At 59.0% G+C, this 18,128-nt stretch carries 12 protein-coding genes; 9 read left to right on the forward strand and 3 right to left on the reverse strand.

The window, feature by feature from the left end; translation table 11 throughout:
* The first annotated feature begins 314 nt into the window (after nt 1-314).
* From O8W32_00095 to O8W32_00115, 5 genes are all read left to right on the forward strand, one after another.
* The gene (locus O8W32_00095; protein ID WII09249.1) at nt 315-1,532 is read left to right on the forward strand and encodes an ATP-binding protein; all 1,218 of its coding nucleotides are present in this window, start codon (nt 315-317) and stop codon (nt 1,530-1,532) included.
* A 90-nt stretch (nt 1,533-1,622) separates the two neighbouring features.
* On the forward strand, nt 1,623-1,817 hold the full coding sequence (locus O8W32_00100) for a hypothetical protein (GenBank protein WII09250.1): 195 nt from the start codon (nt 1,623-1,625) through the stop codon (nt 1,815-1,817).
* A 199-nt stretch (nt 1,818-2,016) separates the two neighbouring features.
* Entirely contained in the window at nt 2,017-2,850 is an 834-nt protein-coding gene (locus O8W32_00105) for a hypothetical protein (protein ID WII09251.1), read from the forward strand.
* A 387-nt stretch (nt 2,851-3,237) separates the two neighbouring features.
* Nucleotides 3,238-5,043 carry a DUF2075 domain-containing protein gene (locus O8W32_00110; GenBank protein WII09252.1) on the forward strand — a complete coding sequence of 602 codons (1,806 nt, stop codon included), beginning with the start codon at nt 3,238-3,240 and terminating at the stop codon, nt 5,041-5,043.
* Nucleotides 5,044-5,322: 279 nt separating this feature from the next.
* The gene (locus tag O8W32_00115; protein ID WII09253.1) at nt 5,323-6,894 is read left to right on the forward strand and encodes a hypothetical protein; all 1,572 of its coding nucleotides are present in this window, start codon (nt 5,323-5,325) and stop codon (nt 6,892-6,894) included.
* An 11-nt stretch (nt 6,895-6,905) separates the two neighbouring features.
* On the opposite strand, the gene O8W32_00120 is transcribed toward O8W32_00115, so the two are convergent.
* Genes O8W32_00120 through O8W32_00130 form a run of 3 tightly spaced genes read right to left on the reverse strand, consistent with a single transcriptional unit; the run spans nt 6,906 to nt 11,509 of the window.
* Nucleotides 6,906-8,822 carry a DUF2075 domain-containing protein gene (locus tag O8W32_00120; GenBank protein ID WII09254.1) on the reverse strand — a complete coding sequence of 639 codons (1,917 nt, stop codon included), beginning with the start codon at nt 8,820-8,822 and terminating at the stop codon, nt 6,906-6,908.
* Nucleotides 8,823-8,855: 33 nt separating this feature from the next.
* Entirely contained in the window at nt 8,856-9,689 is an 834-nt protein-coding gene (locus tag O8W32_00125) for a cobyric acid synthase (GenBank protein WII09255.1), read from the reverse strand.
* A complete protein-coding gene (locus tag O8W32_00130) occupies nt 9,590-11,509 on the reverse strand; it encodes a cobyric acid synthase (GenBank protein ID WII09256.1) in 1,920 nt (639 codons plus the stop codon). Before O8W32_00130 ends, O8W32_00125 begins: the two co-directional genes overlap by 100 nt.
* Before the next feature lie 263 nt (nt 11,510-11,772).
* On the opposite strand from O8W32_00130, the gene O8W32_00135 reads away from it, so the two are divergent.
* The 4 genes from O8W32_00135 to dnaG all read left to right on the forward strand — a co-directional run bounded on the left by O8W32_00135 (nt 11,773) and on the right by dnaG (nt 18,127).
* Nucleotides 11,773-12,618 carry a hypothetical protein gene (locus tag O8W32_00135; GenBank protein WII09257.1) on the forward strand — a complete coding sequence of 282 codons (846 nt, stop codon included), beginning with the start codon at nt 11,773-11,775 and terminating at the stop codon, nt 12,616-12,618.
* A 177-nt stretch (nt 12,619-12,795) separates the two neighbouring features.
* Entirely contained in the window at nt 12,796-13,983 is a 1,188-nt protein-coding gene (locus tag O8W32_00140; protein WII09258.1) for a DNA repair exonuclease, read from the forward strand.
* A complete protein-coding gene (locus O8W32_00145) occupies nt 13,983-16,076 on the forward strand; it encodes an AAA family ATPase (GenBank protein ID WII09259.1) in 2,094 nt (697 codons plus the stop codon). Before O8W32_00140 ends, O8W32_00145 begins: the two co-directional genes overlap by 1 nt.
* A gap of 293 nt (nt 16,077-16,369) precedes the next feature.
* Complete coding sequence (dnaG, locus tag O8W32_00150) at nt 16,370-18,127, forward strand: DNA primase DnaG (GenBank protein WII09260.1); 1,758 nt, start codon at nt 16,370-16,372, stop codon at nt 18,125-18,127.
* The last annotated feature ends 1 nt before the right edge of the window (nt 18,128 follow it).

An 18,128-nucleotide genomic window follows, 5' to 3' on the forward strand; every position in this document is an offset into this window, starting at 1 on the left:
TTCCTATTTTATCAAAGCAAGTCACGGCGCCGATCTCCCCTCTATCCCGCAGAGAAGGGACTGTATCGGAATCTCGGCCGGCCTGCTGCAAAGGAAGGTGTCTGCCTCCCGGCCTGCGAAAGTGCCAGATTCAGATAATGCTCATCAGGAGCGATCCTCCCAGATATTTTCGATCGTAGTCTGAGTCCCTGTTCTGCAGTTCATCCTCAGGCGACACTTTGTTTCCGAGGCACCGGGAAAATTATAACTTTGATAAATCAGAATTTTTTCCGATTTTATCAAAGTATATCTAAGTGCAAACCATATGTCCTTTCATGGAGGAGAAACTGGTCCGGAGGGAGAGATACCTCGAGATGATACGTCCGGTGTACGATGTCGATATCATCAAGGTGCTCATGGGGCCGAGGCGTTCCGGCAAATCCGTGATCCTCTCCATGATAGCGGAAGAGGTAAAGGCGGACGCTGAGCACAAGATCTTCATCAATTTCGAAGACCTGAAGTACAAGCCCCTCACGGACGCCGAGGCCCTGAACGGGTATGTCGTCAGCCGCATGAAGGAAGGGAAGTACTACCTTTTCTTCGATGAGATCCAGAACGTGAAGGGGTTCGCCGAGGCCCTCGCCTCTCTGAAATCCACGGGCAGATGTTCCATCTTCGTGACGGGAAGCAACAGCAGGCTGCTCTCGGGAGAGCTTGCGACACTCCTCACAGGAAGGACGATCCAGTTCGAGATCCTGCCTTTCTCCTATTCCGAAGCGGAGGAATACATGAGGCTGACAAGGGGTTCGGTTCCGGACAGCTTCCTTTCGGACTACATAAGGCTCGGAGGGTATCCTCAGAGGTTCCAGATGGGGAACGAGACCCTTGCGCGGAAGTTCCTCGAGGAGTTATACAGGTCTGTCATCGAGAGGGACATCCATGCGAGGCATCCGGACCTGGACATGGACAAGTTCGGTAGGGTGGCATCCTATGCTCTTGCCAACTGCGGCAACTATTTCTCTGCCAAGACAGTCTCTGATTATCTGAAGAAGAAAGAAGGGTTCGATGTCTCAGTTCAATCCGTGCACAGTTACCTCGATCTCATGGAGGAAGCCTATCTCCTGAAGAGGGTCAGCATCTACGACATAAGCAGGAAGACTGTGATGCCCTCGAAACCCAAGAACTACGCATTGGACAACGGGCTCAGATACATCATGACCGGTGCCGCGGACATGCAGAACGGGCATCTGCTCGAGAATCTGGTGTACCTGGAGCTTCTTGGAAGGGGGTACAAGGTCTATGTCGGTAAGAAATACAATGGGGAGATCGATTTCGTGGCGGTCAAAGACGGGAAGAAATGCTTCATTCAAGTGGCGTATCTCTTGGCCGATAAGGCGACTGTGGAAAGGGAATTCGGTGCATTCTCCTCGGTGAGGGATGCATCGCCCAAGTACGTGATCTCCATGGACCCGTTCGATATGTCCAGGGACGGGATAACCCACATCGGCCTCCGGGATTTCCTGGAAGGGAAGAAGGAACTTTACCTATCGTGAAAGGCTTTCGAAAGAGAGTCTATCGGACACTTCCGCAGGCAGCGGGGGCAACGGGACAGATAATATATGCTTCGAAGCGGTCGGGATGGCATGGCTTCTTACATCGAGGTCTCTGGGAAGGTCACCGAGATCCCGCCTGGGACATTGATCTCGGATGCGGCCCGCACGGCCGGCATACTGCCCGATGCGTACCTTTTCCTGGTCTCGGGCGTGCCTGTACCTATGGACGCTCCAATCGAGGACGGGCAGACCGTCAAAGCGATGAAGGTCGCCTCGGGTGGATGAGCACTTGTCTTCCATGACGACGGAAATCCTTCTGCACATGTGTTTTCGGAGAACCGATATATTCTGACATCGACTGACTCTCTCGATCGGATATGGCGGCATTGATATTCACAGACAGGACGATCGAGGGCCAGTGTAAGCTTCTATGTTATCCCGTATATGTTTGAACCAGTGAATATAGAAGAACACGCGAGAAACAATGTCGACGTTCATCATAACCGACCGGAAAATGGAGAGTCTCTGTGAATCATCATATATGACGGAGCCTCCCAAATCGCCCATTGTCTCCCCCATAGGGAGATTATGGCTGTCATCAGAAGGATTCAAACCGTCCGAAGTCTATCTTCTCGGCCCTCTTGCTTTCAAAAAGTACGGCTCCAGCAAAGAAAAGCTACTGTCGGAAACCTATGACAGGACCGATTTCGGGACCGACCCGGATAAACTGAACTTCTACCAGTGCGGTTCTGTCGATACCGTTGACGGCAGACTTGAGGGCAATTTCATGTCTAGTATGCAGAGAAGCAACCTGTTGGTCCCGTTCGCCTGCTGGTACCTTCGGAAAGGAGGGTTCATAGCGGTTCACCAGTGGGGCGGCGGCTGGCATCCCCATTACCATCCATCCATCAGACCGATTGTGACCCCGGAGGGGATCGGAGAGCTCCAGTACTGCACCCTGGACATGGACGGGATATTCATGTTCCGGTCCCATGGGGGCACTTATGAACCTCTGGCACATATTTTCGATGAGCTCCGCAGCGATCGCCCGGGAATGAAAGGGCATGATGTTTGGATGGTCCCAAAGGAAAGGACTGACGTGAGGGGCCTGATAGAGAGGTTCGAACCGGTTTATGATTATGTGACGGTGGAGAACAGATACCCGTCAGAGGACGGCGGCAAATGGCGCACCGTACCTCTCAGCGAGACCATGGAACTTGGAGAGGTAGAGAAATATCAACTGCGGTTGGTCGACAGACATCCAAGCGACGGCGGCCTCAACAGGCCGGTACCGGAACTGTGCGTCGTACTGAAATGAACAATACTGTAAACTGAGGAATATATGTCGGCAGGCCATCGATATTCTATCAATATGGCCTGAGTTTGACACTTACGGCTGACCGAGGCCCGGCTTCCGCCGGGTCTGCTCATTGTCTCCCGCCCGCGCCCTGTTCTCATTTACGGCGAACGGACGCTCGGAAGGCCTCTTTTATCATTGCCGGCCGTCCGCAGGATGAAAAACCGCCTCGGTCCCGTCTGCCCGCCATCTGTCAAACTCGGGCCGTAATCGAAACCGGCATTCATCGTGCCGGTTGCCATAATCAATTTATCTTCTCATCATATCAAAATCTCGAATATGATCGCTTATCGGAAGACCTATAGCGAATTCGAACAGGATATAATTCACAATAGAATCGAAGATGAAGTGACGAAAAGCCTGCCCTTCGAAGTAGGTGAATCTGAGAGAAGGTCATTCCGCAATTCTCTTCCGGCGATCCATACCGCTCTCCAGAACTGCAATATCCCCGGAGATGTGGAGGTTGCTCTGGAATACAGGATCCCCCTTACCAACAGAAGGGTAGATTTCATCATCGCTGGCTCCGACGATGAAGGGAAAGACCATCTGGTGATCTGCGAGCTCAAACAGTGGGAATCCGTGATCCATACGGATATGCCGGATATCGTGCGGGTCGGCAAAGAAGATAAGGTCCACCCGTCCTGGCAGGCCTACAGTTACGCTTCCACGATCTCCAATTTCAATGAGTACGTGGAAAGTTCCGGACTGGAAGTGGACACCTGCACATTCCTGCACAATTATGAACGCCAGTATGCCGAGGAACTTCTGGATCCCGTTTACACCGAAGGGATAGAACTGGCAAAGCCCTTCATCTCCGACCAGTACGATGAACTTGCCGAATTCATTTCCAGATACATCACGAAACCTTCCAAGAACAAGATCCTGTTTGAGATCGATAACGGGCGCATCCGCCCCTCCAAGATGCTGGCCGACTGCATAGGCAGCCTCCTCAACAATGTCTATGAGTACAACCTGATCGACGAGCAGCGGATCGTGTACTCCAACCTCTACAGGGAGATCCGGCAGTCGTTCAAGTACGGGGGGCGCAAGCAGGTCTTCATCGTCCGCGGAGGAGCGGGCACCGGGAAGAGCGTCATCGCCATTCAGCTGATGGCCAATCTCATCGGGGAAAAGAGGAACGGGAAGACAACCTTCTACGTAGCCAAGAGCAGCTACGTCAAAGAAGCTTATTTCAACAAACTCACCAGGGGCGTTCCCCAATATAGTTTCCTCAGGACCCTTTTCAAGGGGTCCAGCAGCTTCATCGATTCTCCGCTCAACGAGATCGACGTGCTTCTTGTGGATGAGGCGCACAGGCTTACCGAGAAAAGCAAGATGTCATGGTTCTACAAAGGCGAGAACCAGATCAGGGAGATCATCCATGCTGCCAGGGTCTCGGTGTTCTTCATAGATGAGACCCAGAGCATCGACATCAAGGACTTCGGTACCGTCGATCACATCAGGGAAGCGGCGGAAGCCGAGAATGCGGAGTTCCATTGCGAGGACAAATACGTCCTCAGATCCCAGTTCAGATGCAACGGGAGCGACGAGTACGTCGCATGGTTGGATGCCGTCCTCTACAATGAAACGTACGAACCATCCGGGGAGAAGGTCGATTACGACATCAGGATAATCGATGACGTGAATGAGATGAAAGAGCTCATCAAAGAGAAGAACAGCAGTTCGAAGACGCCGTCCAGGATGCTCAGCGGAGATGTTTTCGAATGGAAGTCCCGGACAGATAAGAACGCCGTCGATATAACGATCGGGGATTTCCAGGCTCAATGGAACAAGACCAAGTCTTTCGCGACCGACCCCAAATCGATCGACGAGGTTGGCTGCATCCATACCTCCCAGGGCATGGAATTCGAATATGCGGGAGTGATCATCGGCGATGACCTCTTGTATCGCGATGGGAAAATCCTGACCGATTACACCAAGCATCCGAAAGGCGCAGGGGAGTTCAAAAGGCCCCACAGGAACAAACCCCTGCCGGAAGATGCAGGGACGATCGATAAGCTGATCCGCAACACCTACAAGGTGCTTCTGACCCGCGGGCAGAAAGGCTGCTACATCTATGTCATGGATGCCGAACTGAGGGAATATCTGAAAGATGCCGTCAATATGCTTCTCGGCAGAAGGATAGATGGCTGAATCATCTGACAGGGCCTCGCAGAGTGCGGCCCCTCCGTTATGTCAGCGGCTCGGCCGGTAAGTGCCAGACTCGGGATCTATAAGCGACCTGAGATATTCTCCGAGCGCCCTGTCCTCGCAGTAAACGTACGTCCCCTTCATCCCGCGGGTCAGGAGAACGTTGTACCCTCACTCATGCAATGACTTGATAACAAGGTCATCGTAACAAGGACTTTTGATATGCTGGCTAATCCGAAATGAACGAGGGTTTTTATACAATCATTGTTATCATTCTTAACAATGAGTTACAAGGTCGTCCAGAAGCAGAGCAACGGCAGATACTACCTGTACGAGGTCACGGGAGTCTGGGATCCAGTCAAGAAGAACTCGAAACAGACCAGGACGTATCTGGGCGTGTGCGATGCCGAAGGCAATCTGCTGAAGGAACCGGCCAGGAACAGGACGGTCAGCTGCAGTCCGGTGTACGGGCCGTACCAGCTGTTCGTACAGCTGGCGGAGAGGAGCGGACTCACGTCCGCTCTGGACGACGTGTACGGGGTGAGGGACGGAAGGAGGCTGCTGGCCATGGCCATACTGGGCATCGTGGATCCCGTGACCGTGAACCAGATGGAGAATGCCATAGACGACACCTACCTGCGGGAACTTCTCGGTGTCGACTGGGGTTTCGAACAATCGTCGGTCTGCCGGTTCCTGCAGACCGTGGGCCACGCTTCGGAGCAGAGGGAACTCCTGTTCAACGAACTCGCCCCGAAGAGCGGATGCGTAATCTTCGACATAGTGTGCCTGGGCACGGATTCCGAGGACCTCGAATATGCGGAGGTAGGAAGGAAGACCCACCTCACCGGATCCAGACAGTTCAATCTAGGCATGGTGCATTCGATGGAGGACAACCTCCCGTTCTGCTACCGCACCTATCCGGGTTCGGTGGCGGACGTATCCACACTGGACAACATCGTCTCGGACCTCCGGACCATGGACTGTTCCCCCGTAGAACTGGAGATGGACAGGGGGTTCTTCAGCATAGGCAACGTGCAGATGATGCTGGAACGCGGAATGGGGTTCACCGTGCCGATACCTGCACGTGTCGGCATATCCAAACTGCTGCTGTCGGAGAGCGTCAGGGAGATAGACTCGCCCCTGAACACGGACTATCTGGCACGGTCGGTGGTGAGGGGATACGAGACATTCGTGAGACTTGAGGACGAGGAGCTGGTGAAAGCCTCCGAGGGGGACGCGGGGGCGATCAGGGCGTTGGTGTTCCAGGACGATTCGAAGCGTACAAAGGAGATCGCCACGCTGTATTCGAGGATCGGGGAGCTCGAGAACAGGCTGTCCGGTACGGAATACGACCGTTTCGCCAGGAAGAAGCTCACACGCACGGAACAGCAGACCGCGGATCTGCTGGAATTCGCCGCGGACGGCAACGGGAAGACCGTGGTGACGAGGAAACGCAATGCGATATCCGCCAAGGAGAACGCTTGCGGAAGGTTCGCGGTGATAACGACGTCGGACAAGCATTGGCTGGACCTGTTGATGCAGTACCGTCTCAGGAACGGGGTGGAATATGATTTCTCGCAGCTTCAGTCGGATCTGTTCGTGGGCATAACAGGTAAATCGGACCAGGATTCCGCCGAAGGCGGACTCCTGGTGAACTTCCTGTCACTAAGGCTCAGGCTGACGCTGATAAACCTGCTGAAGGAAAAGGGATTGGCGGGCGATTACTGGGTCCCGGACGTGCTGAACACCCTGAAGAAGCTGAAGATCTCGTGCATCGGCGGGAAATGGAGACTGAACGAGGTCACCAAGGCCCAGAGGGAACTCTTCGAAGCTCTCGGGGTAAAAATCCAATGAACCCCTTGTTATCAAATCGATGCATAAGTGAGGTTGTACGTGTTGCGGATGAGCCTCACGGCTGTTGCGTCATCGACCGACTTCATGTGGATCCCGCTGTTGCGGTCCGATCTGGCGTTCTTCGTACGGTCGTAAACAATATGGCCGTTCTCATAGCGCATATCCTTTCCGATGATGACCCCGCAGTAGTTCATGTCCAGCCCTTGGCAGGTGTGGATGCATCCGACCTCGTCGACGGAAGATTCGTCGTTGAGCCACGAATAATCGCTGCCTGTCGACGCATTGCGAAGGTTCCATTTCGCTTTGAACTTCCCGCCGTCGAGGACGATGTCCCAGACATCCTCGCTGCGATCCTTCCCCTTGGACGCCCACTCGTAGGTGTAGCCCGCAACGAGGCGGCATTTCCCCGATACGGGCGCCGCCCCCGGCAGGAGATGCTTTTCGGCGGCGATCCTCTCCCTTTCCTCCTCATCCTTCTCCCTGATGAGGCTGCGCATCTCCGAGGCGCTGTCGAACACGCGGAAATCGTACTGGAAGTCTCTTCTGTAGCGAATTGGCCGCGAGTATCCCAGGAACCCGCGGATGAACTCCATATAATCCCAACCTCCGAGCACGCGGAACTGGTTCGTGAGTTCCAGATCCTTCCCCTCAACGATCAGATAATCATTGTCTTTGGAGATCGCCCTGATGCGTTCGACCGTTGCGAAATCGTCTTTGGTGACGGCTTGGTCCTCATCTATGAAGAACACGGCGACGCGCGTGCTTCTGATGCATCTCTCGAGCACGTGCGCATCTTTTCCGATGCCGATACCGCCTTTGAAGTCGAATAAGCGGTGGGCCTCGTCGAAGAGGACGCAGTCATATTCCAGCGCCCTTCCTTTGGCGAGCGAGGTCGGATACAGGAATAGGTTCTTCAGAGCAGAACGGGTGTACTCGCGTTCCTTCCCGATCAATTCCTGGTACATCATGACCCTGGGCGCCGCATTGGCCGTCACATAGGCCGCATTGATGATCGGATGGCCATCCTTCGGGTGGATGAGCTCTCCCAGTGCATTCATCGCGACTATCGACTTCCCCGTTCTCGGCCCGCCTTTGATGATGATCGTCCGGCAGGAACTGTTCTTCTGAGCCTCACGGGCCATGCTGACTATGGTCGCCACCGATTTTGCCTGCGAATCATCATAGCTGAAGAACCCGTTCCCGTCCAGAGAATCCCTCAGCATATTCGATAACTGGGGGCTCGGAAGGATGCGGCTGTTCTCTATCCGGTACAGTAGTTCCGGATCCTTGTATCTGACATGGGCTTTCAGGAAAGCGATGAGCTTCTCGACATCTTCGCTCAGGAATGCGGGGCTGCTTTTCACCAGCGGGAAGATGTCCTCATTCTGAAGGAAGACCGAACGCCTCTCCGGCATGTTGTGCAAATAGGAACAGGCGGAGATCTTTACCCCCTTGTCCTGGATGTAGAAGTTGAAATATTGCAGAAGGTTCGCATAATTCTGCGCCTGATAGGAAGGGTGCCAGCAGTCCTGGTCTTCGCTGCTGCCTCCGGGATTGGTCACTACGTGGTCAGGCAGCTTGCTCTCGGTTGCCTCGCTCCACTGTTTGAGTTCGACGATGACGGCTGATTCCTTTTCATCAGCATCGAGGCCGTAGATGATGAAGTCTATCTGATTGCGGCGGCCTTTGATCCTGTATTCTATGGCTATGCCGCATTCAGGGTCGAGTCCGGAGCGCTGGACAGCGTCTGCGATCACCGGAAGGGAATTCTCCCAGCTCCGTTCGATGCCGATTTCGCCGGCAAGGCCGCGATTAAGGCAGCAGTCAAGGATTTCCTGGCCGAATTTCTTGTTGGGCTGGCTGTTGGGAGGGCAATCCCTCAGGAAATTGGAGACGCTGTCGTTGTAGATGATCATCGAATCGCCCAAGGATGTTAATGCCGGGGTATGCTCCAATCGGAATTAAATCGAATGCCAGATCCCTTCGAAGTCCACTCCTGCCTCGATCGCCTCATCGAGCAGGGAATCGAGGTTCCGCAGGAACTCCTGATGGACGTCGCCCCTGCCGATGGTCCCCTTGGCCTTCGACAGGCTGTCCTCCTCGGGGAACCTCAGCGGCGCATACGGCACCGTGCCCAGGAACTTCATACCCGTGAGTTCCTCGATCTTATCGATCCCGGGGCCCAGCAGGGACCCGTCCCCGCGGAAGCGGTTGATGAGGAACCCTTTCATCAGGGGCTTCAGTTCCTCGGGCATCAGCAGCCATGTTCCGTAGATGGCGGCGAACACGCCTCCCCTGTCGATGTCGCCTACAAGCACCGACGGGATCCTCCGCGCCCTCATCATCCCCGTATTGGCGATGTCCCTGCTCATGAGGTTGATCTCCGCCGGGGAACCGGAGCCCTCGCACACCACCGCTTCGTACTCGGACATCAGCCTGTCGTAGGACTCGCATGCTTTCGGCATGAGCTCTTTGTGAAGGTCGTCGCTCCAGCTAACGTCCCTGTAGGGCTCTCCCTTGAGCATGATCTGCATCCTGCCGTTCCCGGCCGGCTTCAGGAGCAACGGGTTCATGTCGGCCGAGGGCTCGATCCCGCACGCCCATGCCTGGAATGCCTGCCCCATGCCGATCTCCTTCCCGTCCTCGGTGACGCAGCTGTTCAGCGAGAGGTTGGACGCTTTGAACGGCGCAACCTTCACGCTTTTCCGGACCAGCCACCGGCAGAACAGGGCGTCGGAGGTGGTCTTCCCGCAGTCGGAAGAGGTGCCGATGAAAAGGACCGACTTCGCCGCCATCGCCTCTTCGCCCCCGCGAACTCCAGGAACCTGTCCATGTCCATGTTCGCTTCGAAACCGTCGGCCAGCTTCTCGATGCTCTGCTCGATGATATCGTCATATTCCACGGCGGGCTCGTCGGCAGGCTTCTTCCCGTCATGCCTGATGAGCGACATGAACATCCTCCGGAAGGCCGGGCGGTCGAGGACGCCGTGCAGGTACGTCCCGAACAGCATCTCGTCCTTCTTGACCGAGCCTTCTGTCTCGCCTTCGCGGCCGCGCGAGGTAATCCTGAACAGCGGCTGCTCCTTCACGTCGGTAAGGCCCATGTGGATCTCGTATCCTTCCACGTCCCCTCCGCCATCGATGATCTCGGCGCGGTCCCTGCGCACGACCTTGGCGTAATCCTTCCAATAGGATTCGTTGCCGAAGAACCCGAGGCCCTCCCAATCGCCGGTCTTCTTCCCCTCGATGCCGTTGGGGTCGTGCAGCATCCTGCCCATCATCTGGTAGCCGCCGCAGATGCCCAGGATGGGGATTTTCCCTTTGACCTGCTTCAGGGCATCGCAGATCCCGGTGTCCTTCATCCACTGCAGGTCGTCCACGGTGTTCTTCGTTCCCGGGAGGATGACCGCATCCGCTGAGAGCACTTCTGCGGGGGTTTCCGCGAAGATGACGGTCGCATCCTCGGCGCACAGGGGATCGATATCGGTGAAGTTGGCGATCCTGGGGAACTTGATGACCGCGATCACGGCGCTCCCGTGCCCGCGGGACCCGCCGGAACGGAACGCCTCGGAATCCTCGGAGGGCAGGGCGACGTCCAGGTGCGGGATTATGCCGATGACGGGTATCCCGCACAGCTCCTCCAGTTGCTCCGCGCCCTTGCGGAAGCTGTCGGTCTTCCCCTCGATGTTGTTCAGGATGATCCCTTTGATCCTCTTCCTGTCCTCCTCGGGGATCAGCTTCACCGTGCCGAGCGCGTATGCGAAGGACCCGCCCCACTTCACGTTGACCACCAGGAGGCAGTCGGCATCGGCGATCTCCGCCGCCTTCATGTTGGCGATCTCGCGGTCGTAGATGTTGATCTCTGCGGGGGAGCCGGCGCCTTCCATGACCACGTAGTCGCAGCGCTTCTTCAGGAACTCGACGTTCCTCCTGACGGCCTCTTTCCCCTCGCCGGGGATGAACTTCGAATAATACTCCGACGCGGTGAAGTCGCCGACGGGCTTCCCTTCGACGATCACCTGGGAGATCGAGTTCCCCTTGGGCTTCATCAATATCGGGTTCATGTGCTCGTTGGCGTTCTTCAGGCCGGCCGCCTGCGCCTGCAGGACCTGGATCATGGCGATCTCCGCGCCCTTGGGAGTGACCTTGGAGTTCAGGCTCATGTTCTGCGACTTGAACGGGGCGACGATGTACCCTCTCCGGTGCAGGATCCGGCAGATGGCGGCCACGGTCACCGACTTGCCGGCATCGGATGTCGCGCCCACCACCATGATCGCCCTGCCCATCCGGAAGAACCTCTTCTTGGCCTCCGGGAGGATCTCGGTGCGGAAGCGGGGGTCCCCGGCCTCCAGGCCGAGCTCCTTGGCCTTCTGCATCGTGAAGGCGGCGACGACGTTCCGGTGGATGAAGAGGCAGTCCTCACAGGACCATACGTCGCGCCCGCGGCGGTCCTTCACGGAATAGCCGAGGTCGGGGTCCTCGCATGGATAGAAGGGGCAGTAGCAGAAGGAGCAGTTCTGTCCGGTGAAATGGCACGGGTGATAAGGGCACTCCCTGTTGGAGCCGATGTTCCCGGCCGCCAGCTCCTTCGCGATCTGAGCCTTGATGCAATCCATCAAGGAACAGGAATGGATGAAGAATATTAGTGTTATCTGAACATCTAATCATTGGATTGATTATCCGCACCGTTGCAGACAGCGGAAAAATCCTATGAACTGCCTGTTCTGCTGATCTTCGGCGGAGGTTTCCGCAGGCCCGATCCTCTCATCATTCAGCGGTTTCAAGAAGATCCGGGAGGCCTTTCAGCAGAATCAAGGCGAGCAGTTTCGACGTAAAAATAGTTTTATCCTGTCAAATTCTAAACAAATTGTGTCATAACATGGCTGCGCTGATATTCACAGACAGGAAGATCGAGGGCCACTGTGAACTCCTCCCTTTGAAATTCGCTCAGAAGGGGGATAATCCGTTATATCGCTGGGGTCCGCTGATCTTCAGGTGCTACGACAGCATGAAGAACGGCATGCTTGCAAAAGAGTTCGATAAGGTAGACTTCGGCATCGACACGGCGGATCTTCATGTCTACATGTGTGCCGCGACAGAGTACGATAGAACGGGCCGGGCCGTTTCCACCATCTATGACAGCATGCACAGATGCTGTTTCCTGCTGCCGTTCATCTGCAGGTACCTGAGAGATGGGAGATACATCGCGATACACATGGACGACGACGGATGGGATTCGCATTACCATCCCACAATCGATATCTCTGTGTCCCCGAATGGCATCAGGAACCTCCAGTCCGGCCTGATGAACATGGACGCGATGTTCATATTCAGGCGCGAAGGCGGGACGTATGAGTTCCTCGCCCGCATCTTCGACGAGATGTGCCGCGGCACTCCCGTAAAGAGCGGATGGGATCTCTGGACGGTCCCGAAGGAGAAGATGACCGCCGGCGATCTCCTGGAGAGGATCGGTTCGGATTTCCGTGCTATAGTGGCTGTAAGGCCGTTCGATCCGGAAAGGGACGGCGAACCTGTGGCCGGTCAGACCGAAGTGGGGGAAACCATAACCGCCGACGAGGCGAGGAATCTGGGGCAGATCGAGGGGTATCATCTATGGTTCTTCATGTACCCTTATGATCCTGATACATACCGCAAAATGAATCCGGAACTGTATATCCGTTTATCAGAATACGGAACCCTGCTTGATCGCTCCCCATCAAAATAATGAGGCGGCCTCACTGGGCACTGCCATGAAATTCCAGGGGGATCGGATCGAATTCCAGATTCTGGAAGTTCACTCCTCCTGGGCAGCGGCAGGATCATCGAACAGGTTTCAAAACATAACATTAAAAAGTTATGCAAAATCGCATGTTTTTTATGATGCGACCTCGAATGTTCCGCCATGGGATGCGACTTCACTTTCGTGCACTGCGCCGACCTGCACCTGGGGAGCAGGTTCGATGCGCTCACCTCGGCCTCGCCGGAGCTCGGCGGAAGGCTGTACGAGGCGGTGTTCTCCTCGTTCCGGAGGATCGTCGACCTCGCCGCCGGCAGGGCGGACTTCATGGTCATCGCCGGCGACGTCTACGACGACGTCTGCGAGACCCTCCGCACGAGGCTGTTCTTCGCCTCCGAGATGGAGAGGCTCGGGAAGCCCTGCTTCGTCGTCCGCGGGAACCATGATTTCGCCTCGACATGGGATTCGAGCATCGCCTATCCTCCGAACGTGCACGTCCTCGGCCCGAACGGGAGCAGGTTCAGGATGAGCATCCGCGGGCACGATGTCGAGGTCGTCGGCGCCAGCTACTCGGAGCAGCACGAGTCCCGCAACCTCGCCACGGCCGTCCGCGGGACGCCCGAGATGTTCACCATCGGCATCGTTCATTGCTCAGTGGACGGTTTCGCCGAGGATTATTCGTACGCTCCGTGCTCGTCCGCGGACCTCGCGGGCAGGAACGTCGACTACTGGGCCCTGGGGCACATCCATAAGCGCCAGGTCGTCAGGGCCTCCTCCCCCATGGCCGTCTACCCGGGGAACATACAGGGAAGGAACCCGAGGGAGACGGGGGAGAAAGGATGCTACCTCGTTTCCGTCAGCGCCGGGACGCCGTCGGCCGAGTTCGTCCCGACGCAGGAGGTGCTCTGGAAAGATGTCACTGCCGACATCACCGGGAAGACCGACCTCAGGCAGCTCCTGGACTCCGCCGTCCCGCAGTGCCCCCGCGGCGGGATCGCCTGCCTGCACCTCACCGGGCGCGGGCCTCTGTTCAGGGCGGTGCGCTCCGATCCGGAGGGGATCGCGAAGATGCTCTCGGAGCGTGCCGGCTGCGGGACCGACCTCAGGGAGGTCTCCGTCATGCCGGACGTCGACCTCAGCAGCGGATCGGGAGGCACCATGCTCTCCGAGGCGGTCCGCGCGAAGAACGACCTCTCCTCCCTCTTGGACGACGACCTGATGGGCATCCTCTGCGGCTCGGGCCCGGCGGCCGACGCCGCAGGGAGGATGGCGTACTTCCGGGACAAGGGGGAGCTGAGGAGCATGCTCGACGAGGCCCTGGCCGAGCTCGCCGGCCGTCTGGAGGGAGCCTGATGAGGATCGACCGCGTGCTCATCCGCTCCTACGGGTCGCTGAAGGACGAGGACATATCGTTCGGCCCGCTGACGGTCGTGACCGGGCCCAACGAGGCCGGGAAGTCCACCCTCCGCTCGTTCATCACCGACTGCCTGTTCGATAAGAACCCAATGAAGTATCCGGAGAAGAAGGCCTCCGATTCCGGGAAACTGCTGGTCACACTGTCGGACGGCACCGGAAGGACGGCGGAGCGCGACGGGAAGAAGACCGCGGGGACGTTCGACAGCGTCTTCGGGATCTCCGGGAAGGATTACGTCTCGGTCTACTCGGTGGACAGCGAGAGCCTGAGGGACGACCGCCCCCTGCTGGACGGCGGGATCAGGGACAGGTTCCTGACCGTCCCCGGCGGCAGGGCCCTCCCCGAGGTGCGCTCCGCCCTGGAGGAGGAGAGGACGGAGTACATCCCGGACCTCCGGCGGAGCAGGAACTCCAAGATCGCGGTCCTGGAGGCCGATCTCGCCGAGAAGGCCGCCCGCGCCGAGGCCCTGAAGAACGCGGCGGACGGCGACGGGGCGTACAACGGCCTCATAGCCCGCAGGAAGGAGCTCGAGAAGGAGATTTCAGAGGCCGAGACCGCCGCCGATGCAGAGAAGAAAGCGTCGGAGGCCGCCGCCGTGGAGAAGTCCAAGGCCGATTCCCGCGCGAAGCTCGCCGAGCTCAGGAAGAGGGAGTCTGAGCTCGCATATGCGGAGAGGTGCCGCGGGAAGGACGACAGCGTGCTCAGGAGCGACCTGGAAAGGGCCCGCGCGGCCTCGGAGGAGGCCGGCAGGAAGCTTGATTCCTGCCGGAGGAGCATGGGAGCCGTCGATCCGGACGCTGTCCTCGCCAGGGCCAGGGACATAGAGAACCTGGCGGCGTACCGCCCTCCCGAGCCCGCTCCCGCCGCCCGCAGTGCCGGGAAGAAGACGGGGACGGCGCTCATGGCCCTCGGCGCCGTCCTGATGGCCGCCGGGGCCCTGCTGGCGGCCGTTACGGGGGAGATCTATCCGGCGGGCGCCGCCGCCGTCGGTGCGGTCCTCCTCCTCATCGGCCTCAGGAAAAGGCCCTTGCGCCCCGCGTACAGTTCCGCATCGGGTCCCCGCCCCGGGGCCGATCCCCTCCTCGACTCGGTCGCGTCCGGCATCGGCATGGTCAGGACGTCCGACCGCCGGGCGGACATCGCCCGCCTGAGGTCCCTGCTCTCGGACGCCGAGGCGTTCTCGGCCGCCCGCACCGCCGCCGCGGGATGCTCCAAAGGCCTGAAGGAGGCGGAGATGTCCGCCGAGCTGTTCTACTCCGGGTTCGGCGGGGAGGAAGGCTATGCGAAGGCCCGGAAGGACCTGGCGGAGCTGGATTCTGTGAGGCAGCAGGCATCCGCCCTCGAGGCGGCCGTCGGGCCGGAGGCCGCTCCCGCAGAGGTATCCGCCCCTGCCTCGGGCTCCGCCGCGGAGGACCTGGTCAGGCTCAGCCGGGAGCGCGGGCAGGTCGAGCAGGCAATCAGGGACATCGAGGGCGCCGTCCGCACCGAGGACGCCATCACCGCCCGCTCCGAGGCCGAGAACAGGCTCTACGAGGCGGTCCGCCGCTGGGGCGTCCTGAGGTTCGAGCAGGAGATCCTCGACCGCGCCTCCGAGAGGATGTTCTCGGAGCACCGTCCCGCGGTGCTCTCCGAGGCAGACAGGCTCATGTCGCTGATGACCGGCGGCCGCTACCGCCTGCACGGGGACATCGGGAACGGGAAGATAACGATAGAGGACACCCGGACCGGGGCCGTGAAGGATTCGACGATGTGGAGCTCCGGCCTCAGGGACCAAGTCCTCCTCTCGCTGAAGGCCGCCGTCGCCCTCGGGATGTGCTCCGAGCGCCCCCCGCTCCTGCTCGACGACGTGATGGCCACCTTCGATCCCGACAGGCGCCGCGGGGCCTGCAGGGCCCTCGCCTCCCTGGCGGACCGCATGCAGGTGATCTACTTCACCTGCGACCCTTCGGCGGCCGCCGACCTGGCCGCCGCTGGGGCCTCCAAGGTCGTCCTCGGGGGCCCCGGGAAGGCCCCTGCAGGGCCCTCCGATTAAATATAAATGGGCTGACAGCGTTCCCCCTCACAACCGAGGGAACCCTGTTCCCCGCTCACTGTCACTGTCACTAGAACCGCACGGAGATACGCTCCCGTGCAGCCGCCCCTTACCCGAGCCGAGCGCCGGGAAGAGGGGCATAATCCACAATCCGAACGGGATTGAATCAGGCGCCCGAAGGCCCGGTATCGGCCGAATGAGGGCGCGCGCGGACGCCGCAAGGCCGCATGAGGCAGGCGTACCGCCGGTAAGGAGGGGATCCGGGGTTTTGCATCGGTACCGGAGCGGTTTCAATGTACGGATTGGACCCCAATGCAACTAAATACATGGTGAAGGCGAAGGTGAACGCCGACGGCATCGTCGACAAGCCCGACGTGGTCGGCGCCATCTTCGGCCAGACGGAGGGCCTGCTGGGCGACGACCTCGACCTCAGGGACCTCCAGAAATCGGGAAGGATAGGCAGGATAGAAGTGGAGGTGGCCTCCAAAGGCGGCAAGTCCGAGGGAGTGCTCACCATGTCCACCAGCCTCGACCAGGTGGAGACCGCGCTCCTTGCGGCCGCGCTCGAGACCATCGAGCGCGTCGGCCCCTGCAAGGCGAACGTGAAGGTCCTCAGCATAGAGGACGTCCGCGTCACCAAGAGGGAGCAGATCGTCGAGAGGGCCAAGGAGCTGCTGGCGGACCTGGTCGAGCAGGCCAAGGGCACCAGCGACGACCTCACCAAGAGCATCCGCGAGAGCGTGCAGATGCAGGACATCACCACCTTCGGCAAGGAGCGCCTGCCCGCAGGCCCCTCTCTGAAGGATTCCGATGCCATAATCATCGTCGAGGGCAGGTCGGACGTCCTCAACCTGCTCAGGGCAGGCATCAAGAACACCGTGGCCGTCGAGGGCACCAACATCCCGAAATCGGTGCAGGACCTCTCCAGGGAGAGGGTCACCACCGCCTTCGTGGACGGGGACAGGGGAGGGGAGCTCATCCTCCGCGAGCTCTTCCAGACCTCGGAGATTGATTATGTCGCCAGGGCCCCCAGGGCCCACGAGGTCGAGGAGCTGTCCCCCAAGCAGCTCGTCAAGTGCCTGCGCAACAAGGTGCCCGGCGACGAGTACATGGAGATCAACGGCCTCAACTACGAGGAGAAGGAGCTCTCCGAGGAGGCCGAGAAGGAGATCGAGTCCTCGGAGGAGCCCGATGAGCCCGCCCAGCAGGACGAGGACGACGGCCGCAGGAAAGGGCGCCGCGACCGCAGGCACCGCGGCTACGAGGACGACGGCCGCTCCCGCCGCGCGAGGAACGGCGACAGGTTCGATGCCGACGCCGCCGACAGGTACAGGAAGAGGAGGGACGAGGAGGAGCAGGTCGCCGGCATGACCGTCGACACCCTCCCCGCCAAGAGGAAGCTGACCGAGGAGGCCCCCGACACCGAGCCCTACGTCCCCGAGAAGGAGATCCCCGTGGAGATCGTTTCCGCCGAGAACGGTGAGACCGTCGGCGCGACCGATGCGTCCGACGCGGACGCGGCGGCCCCCGCTGCGGAAGAGGTCCCGAAAGAGGAGCCTGCTCCCGCAGAGGACAAAGAAGACAGCATCGAGGAAGCATCCGAAGCGGAGGCGGAGAAGCCTGCCGGAGAGACAGAGGAGGCCCCTGCGGAGGCGCCCGAGGCCGAACCCGAGCCCGCCGCCGAGCCTGAGCCGGAGGAGCCCAGAAAACTCCGCCCGAGGAAGAGCTCCAGGAAGGCGGAGAAGGTCCTCACTCCTGAGCAGGAGAAGCTCAGGGACATACTGACCGACATCACCGGCACCAAGAACTCCGTCCTCCTCGACGCCGAGGGCAACGAGGTCAAGAAGGTCACGGTGAAGGAGCTCGCGGACTATCTCAAAGGGAACGACGTCGCCGGCGTGGCCTCGATAGTCTACGACGGAGTGGTCTCGCAGAACCTCATCGACATCGCCTCCGGCAAGGGCATCCCCGTGCTGGTCTGCAAGCGCAAGGGCAGGATCTCCAAGCTCCCGACAGACGTCACCGTCTGGACCAGGGAGGACCTCGTCTGAG

This window comes from Methanomassiliicoccales archaeon LGM-DZ1 (genome assembly GCA_030168595.1).
Classification (GTDB): domain Archaea; phylum Thermoplasmatota; class Thermoplasmata; order Methanomassiliicoccales; family Methanomethylophilaceae; genus Methanomethylophilus.

Excerpts from the sequence above, each read along its gene's own strand:
- O8W32_00140 (WII09258.1), top strand. The coding sequence starts at position 12,796 with ATGGGATGCGACTTCACTTTCGTGCACTGCGCCGACCTGCACCTGGGG.
- O8W32_00145 (WII09259.1), top strand. The coding sequence starts at position 13,983 with ATGAGGATCGACCGCGTGCTCATCCGCTCCTACGGGTCGCTGAAGGAC.
- O8W32_00105 (WII09251.1), top strand. The coding sequence starts at position 2,017 with ATGTCGACGTTCATCATAACCGACCGGAAAATGGAGAGTCTCTGTGAA.
- O8W32_00095 (WII09249.1), top strand. The coding sequence starts at position 315 with ATGGAGGAGAAACTGGTCCGGAGGGAGAGATACCTCGAGATGATACGT.
- O8W32_00100 (WII09250.1), top strand. The coding sequence starts at position 1,623 with ATGGCTTCTTACATCGAGGTCTCTGGGAAGGTCACCGAGATCCCGCCT.
- O8W32_00130 (WII09256.1), bottom strand. The coding sequence starts at position 11,509 with ATGGATTGCATCAAGGCTCAGATCGCGAAGGAGCTGGCGGCCGGGAAC.
- O8W32_00115 (WII09253.1), top strand. The coding sequence starts at position 5,323 with ATGAGTTACAAGGTCGTCCAGAAGCAGAGCAACGGCAGATACTACCTG.
- O8W32_00135 (WII09257.1), top strand. The coding sequence starts at position 11,773 with ATGGCTGCGCTGATATTCACAGACAGGAAGATCGAGGGCCACTGTGAA.
- O8W32_00125 (WII09255.1), bottom strand. The coding sequence starts at position 9,689 with ATGGCGGCGAAGTCGGTCCTTTTCATCGGCACCTCTTCCGACTGCGGG.
- dnaG (WII09260.1), top strand. The coding sequence starts at position 16,370 with ATGTACGGATTGGACCCCAATGCAACTAAATACATGGTGAAGGCGAAG.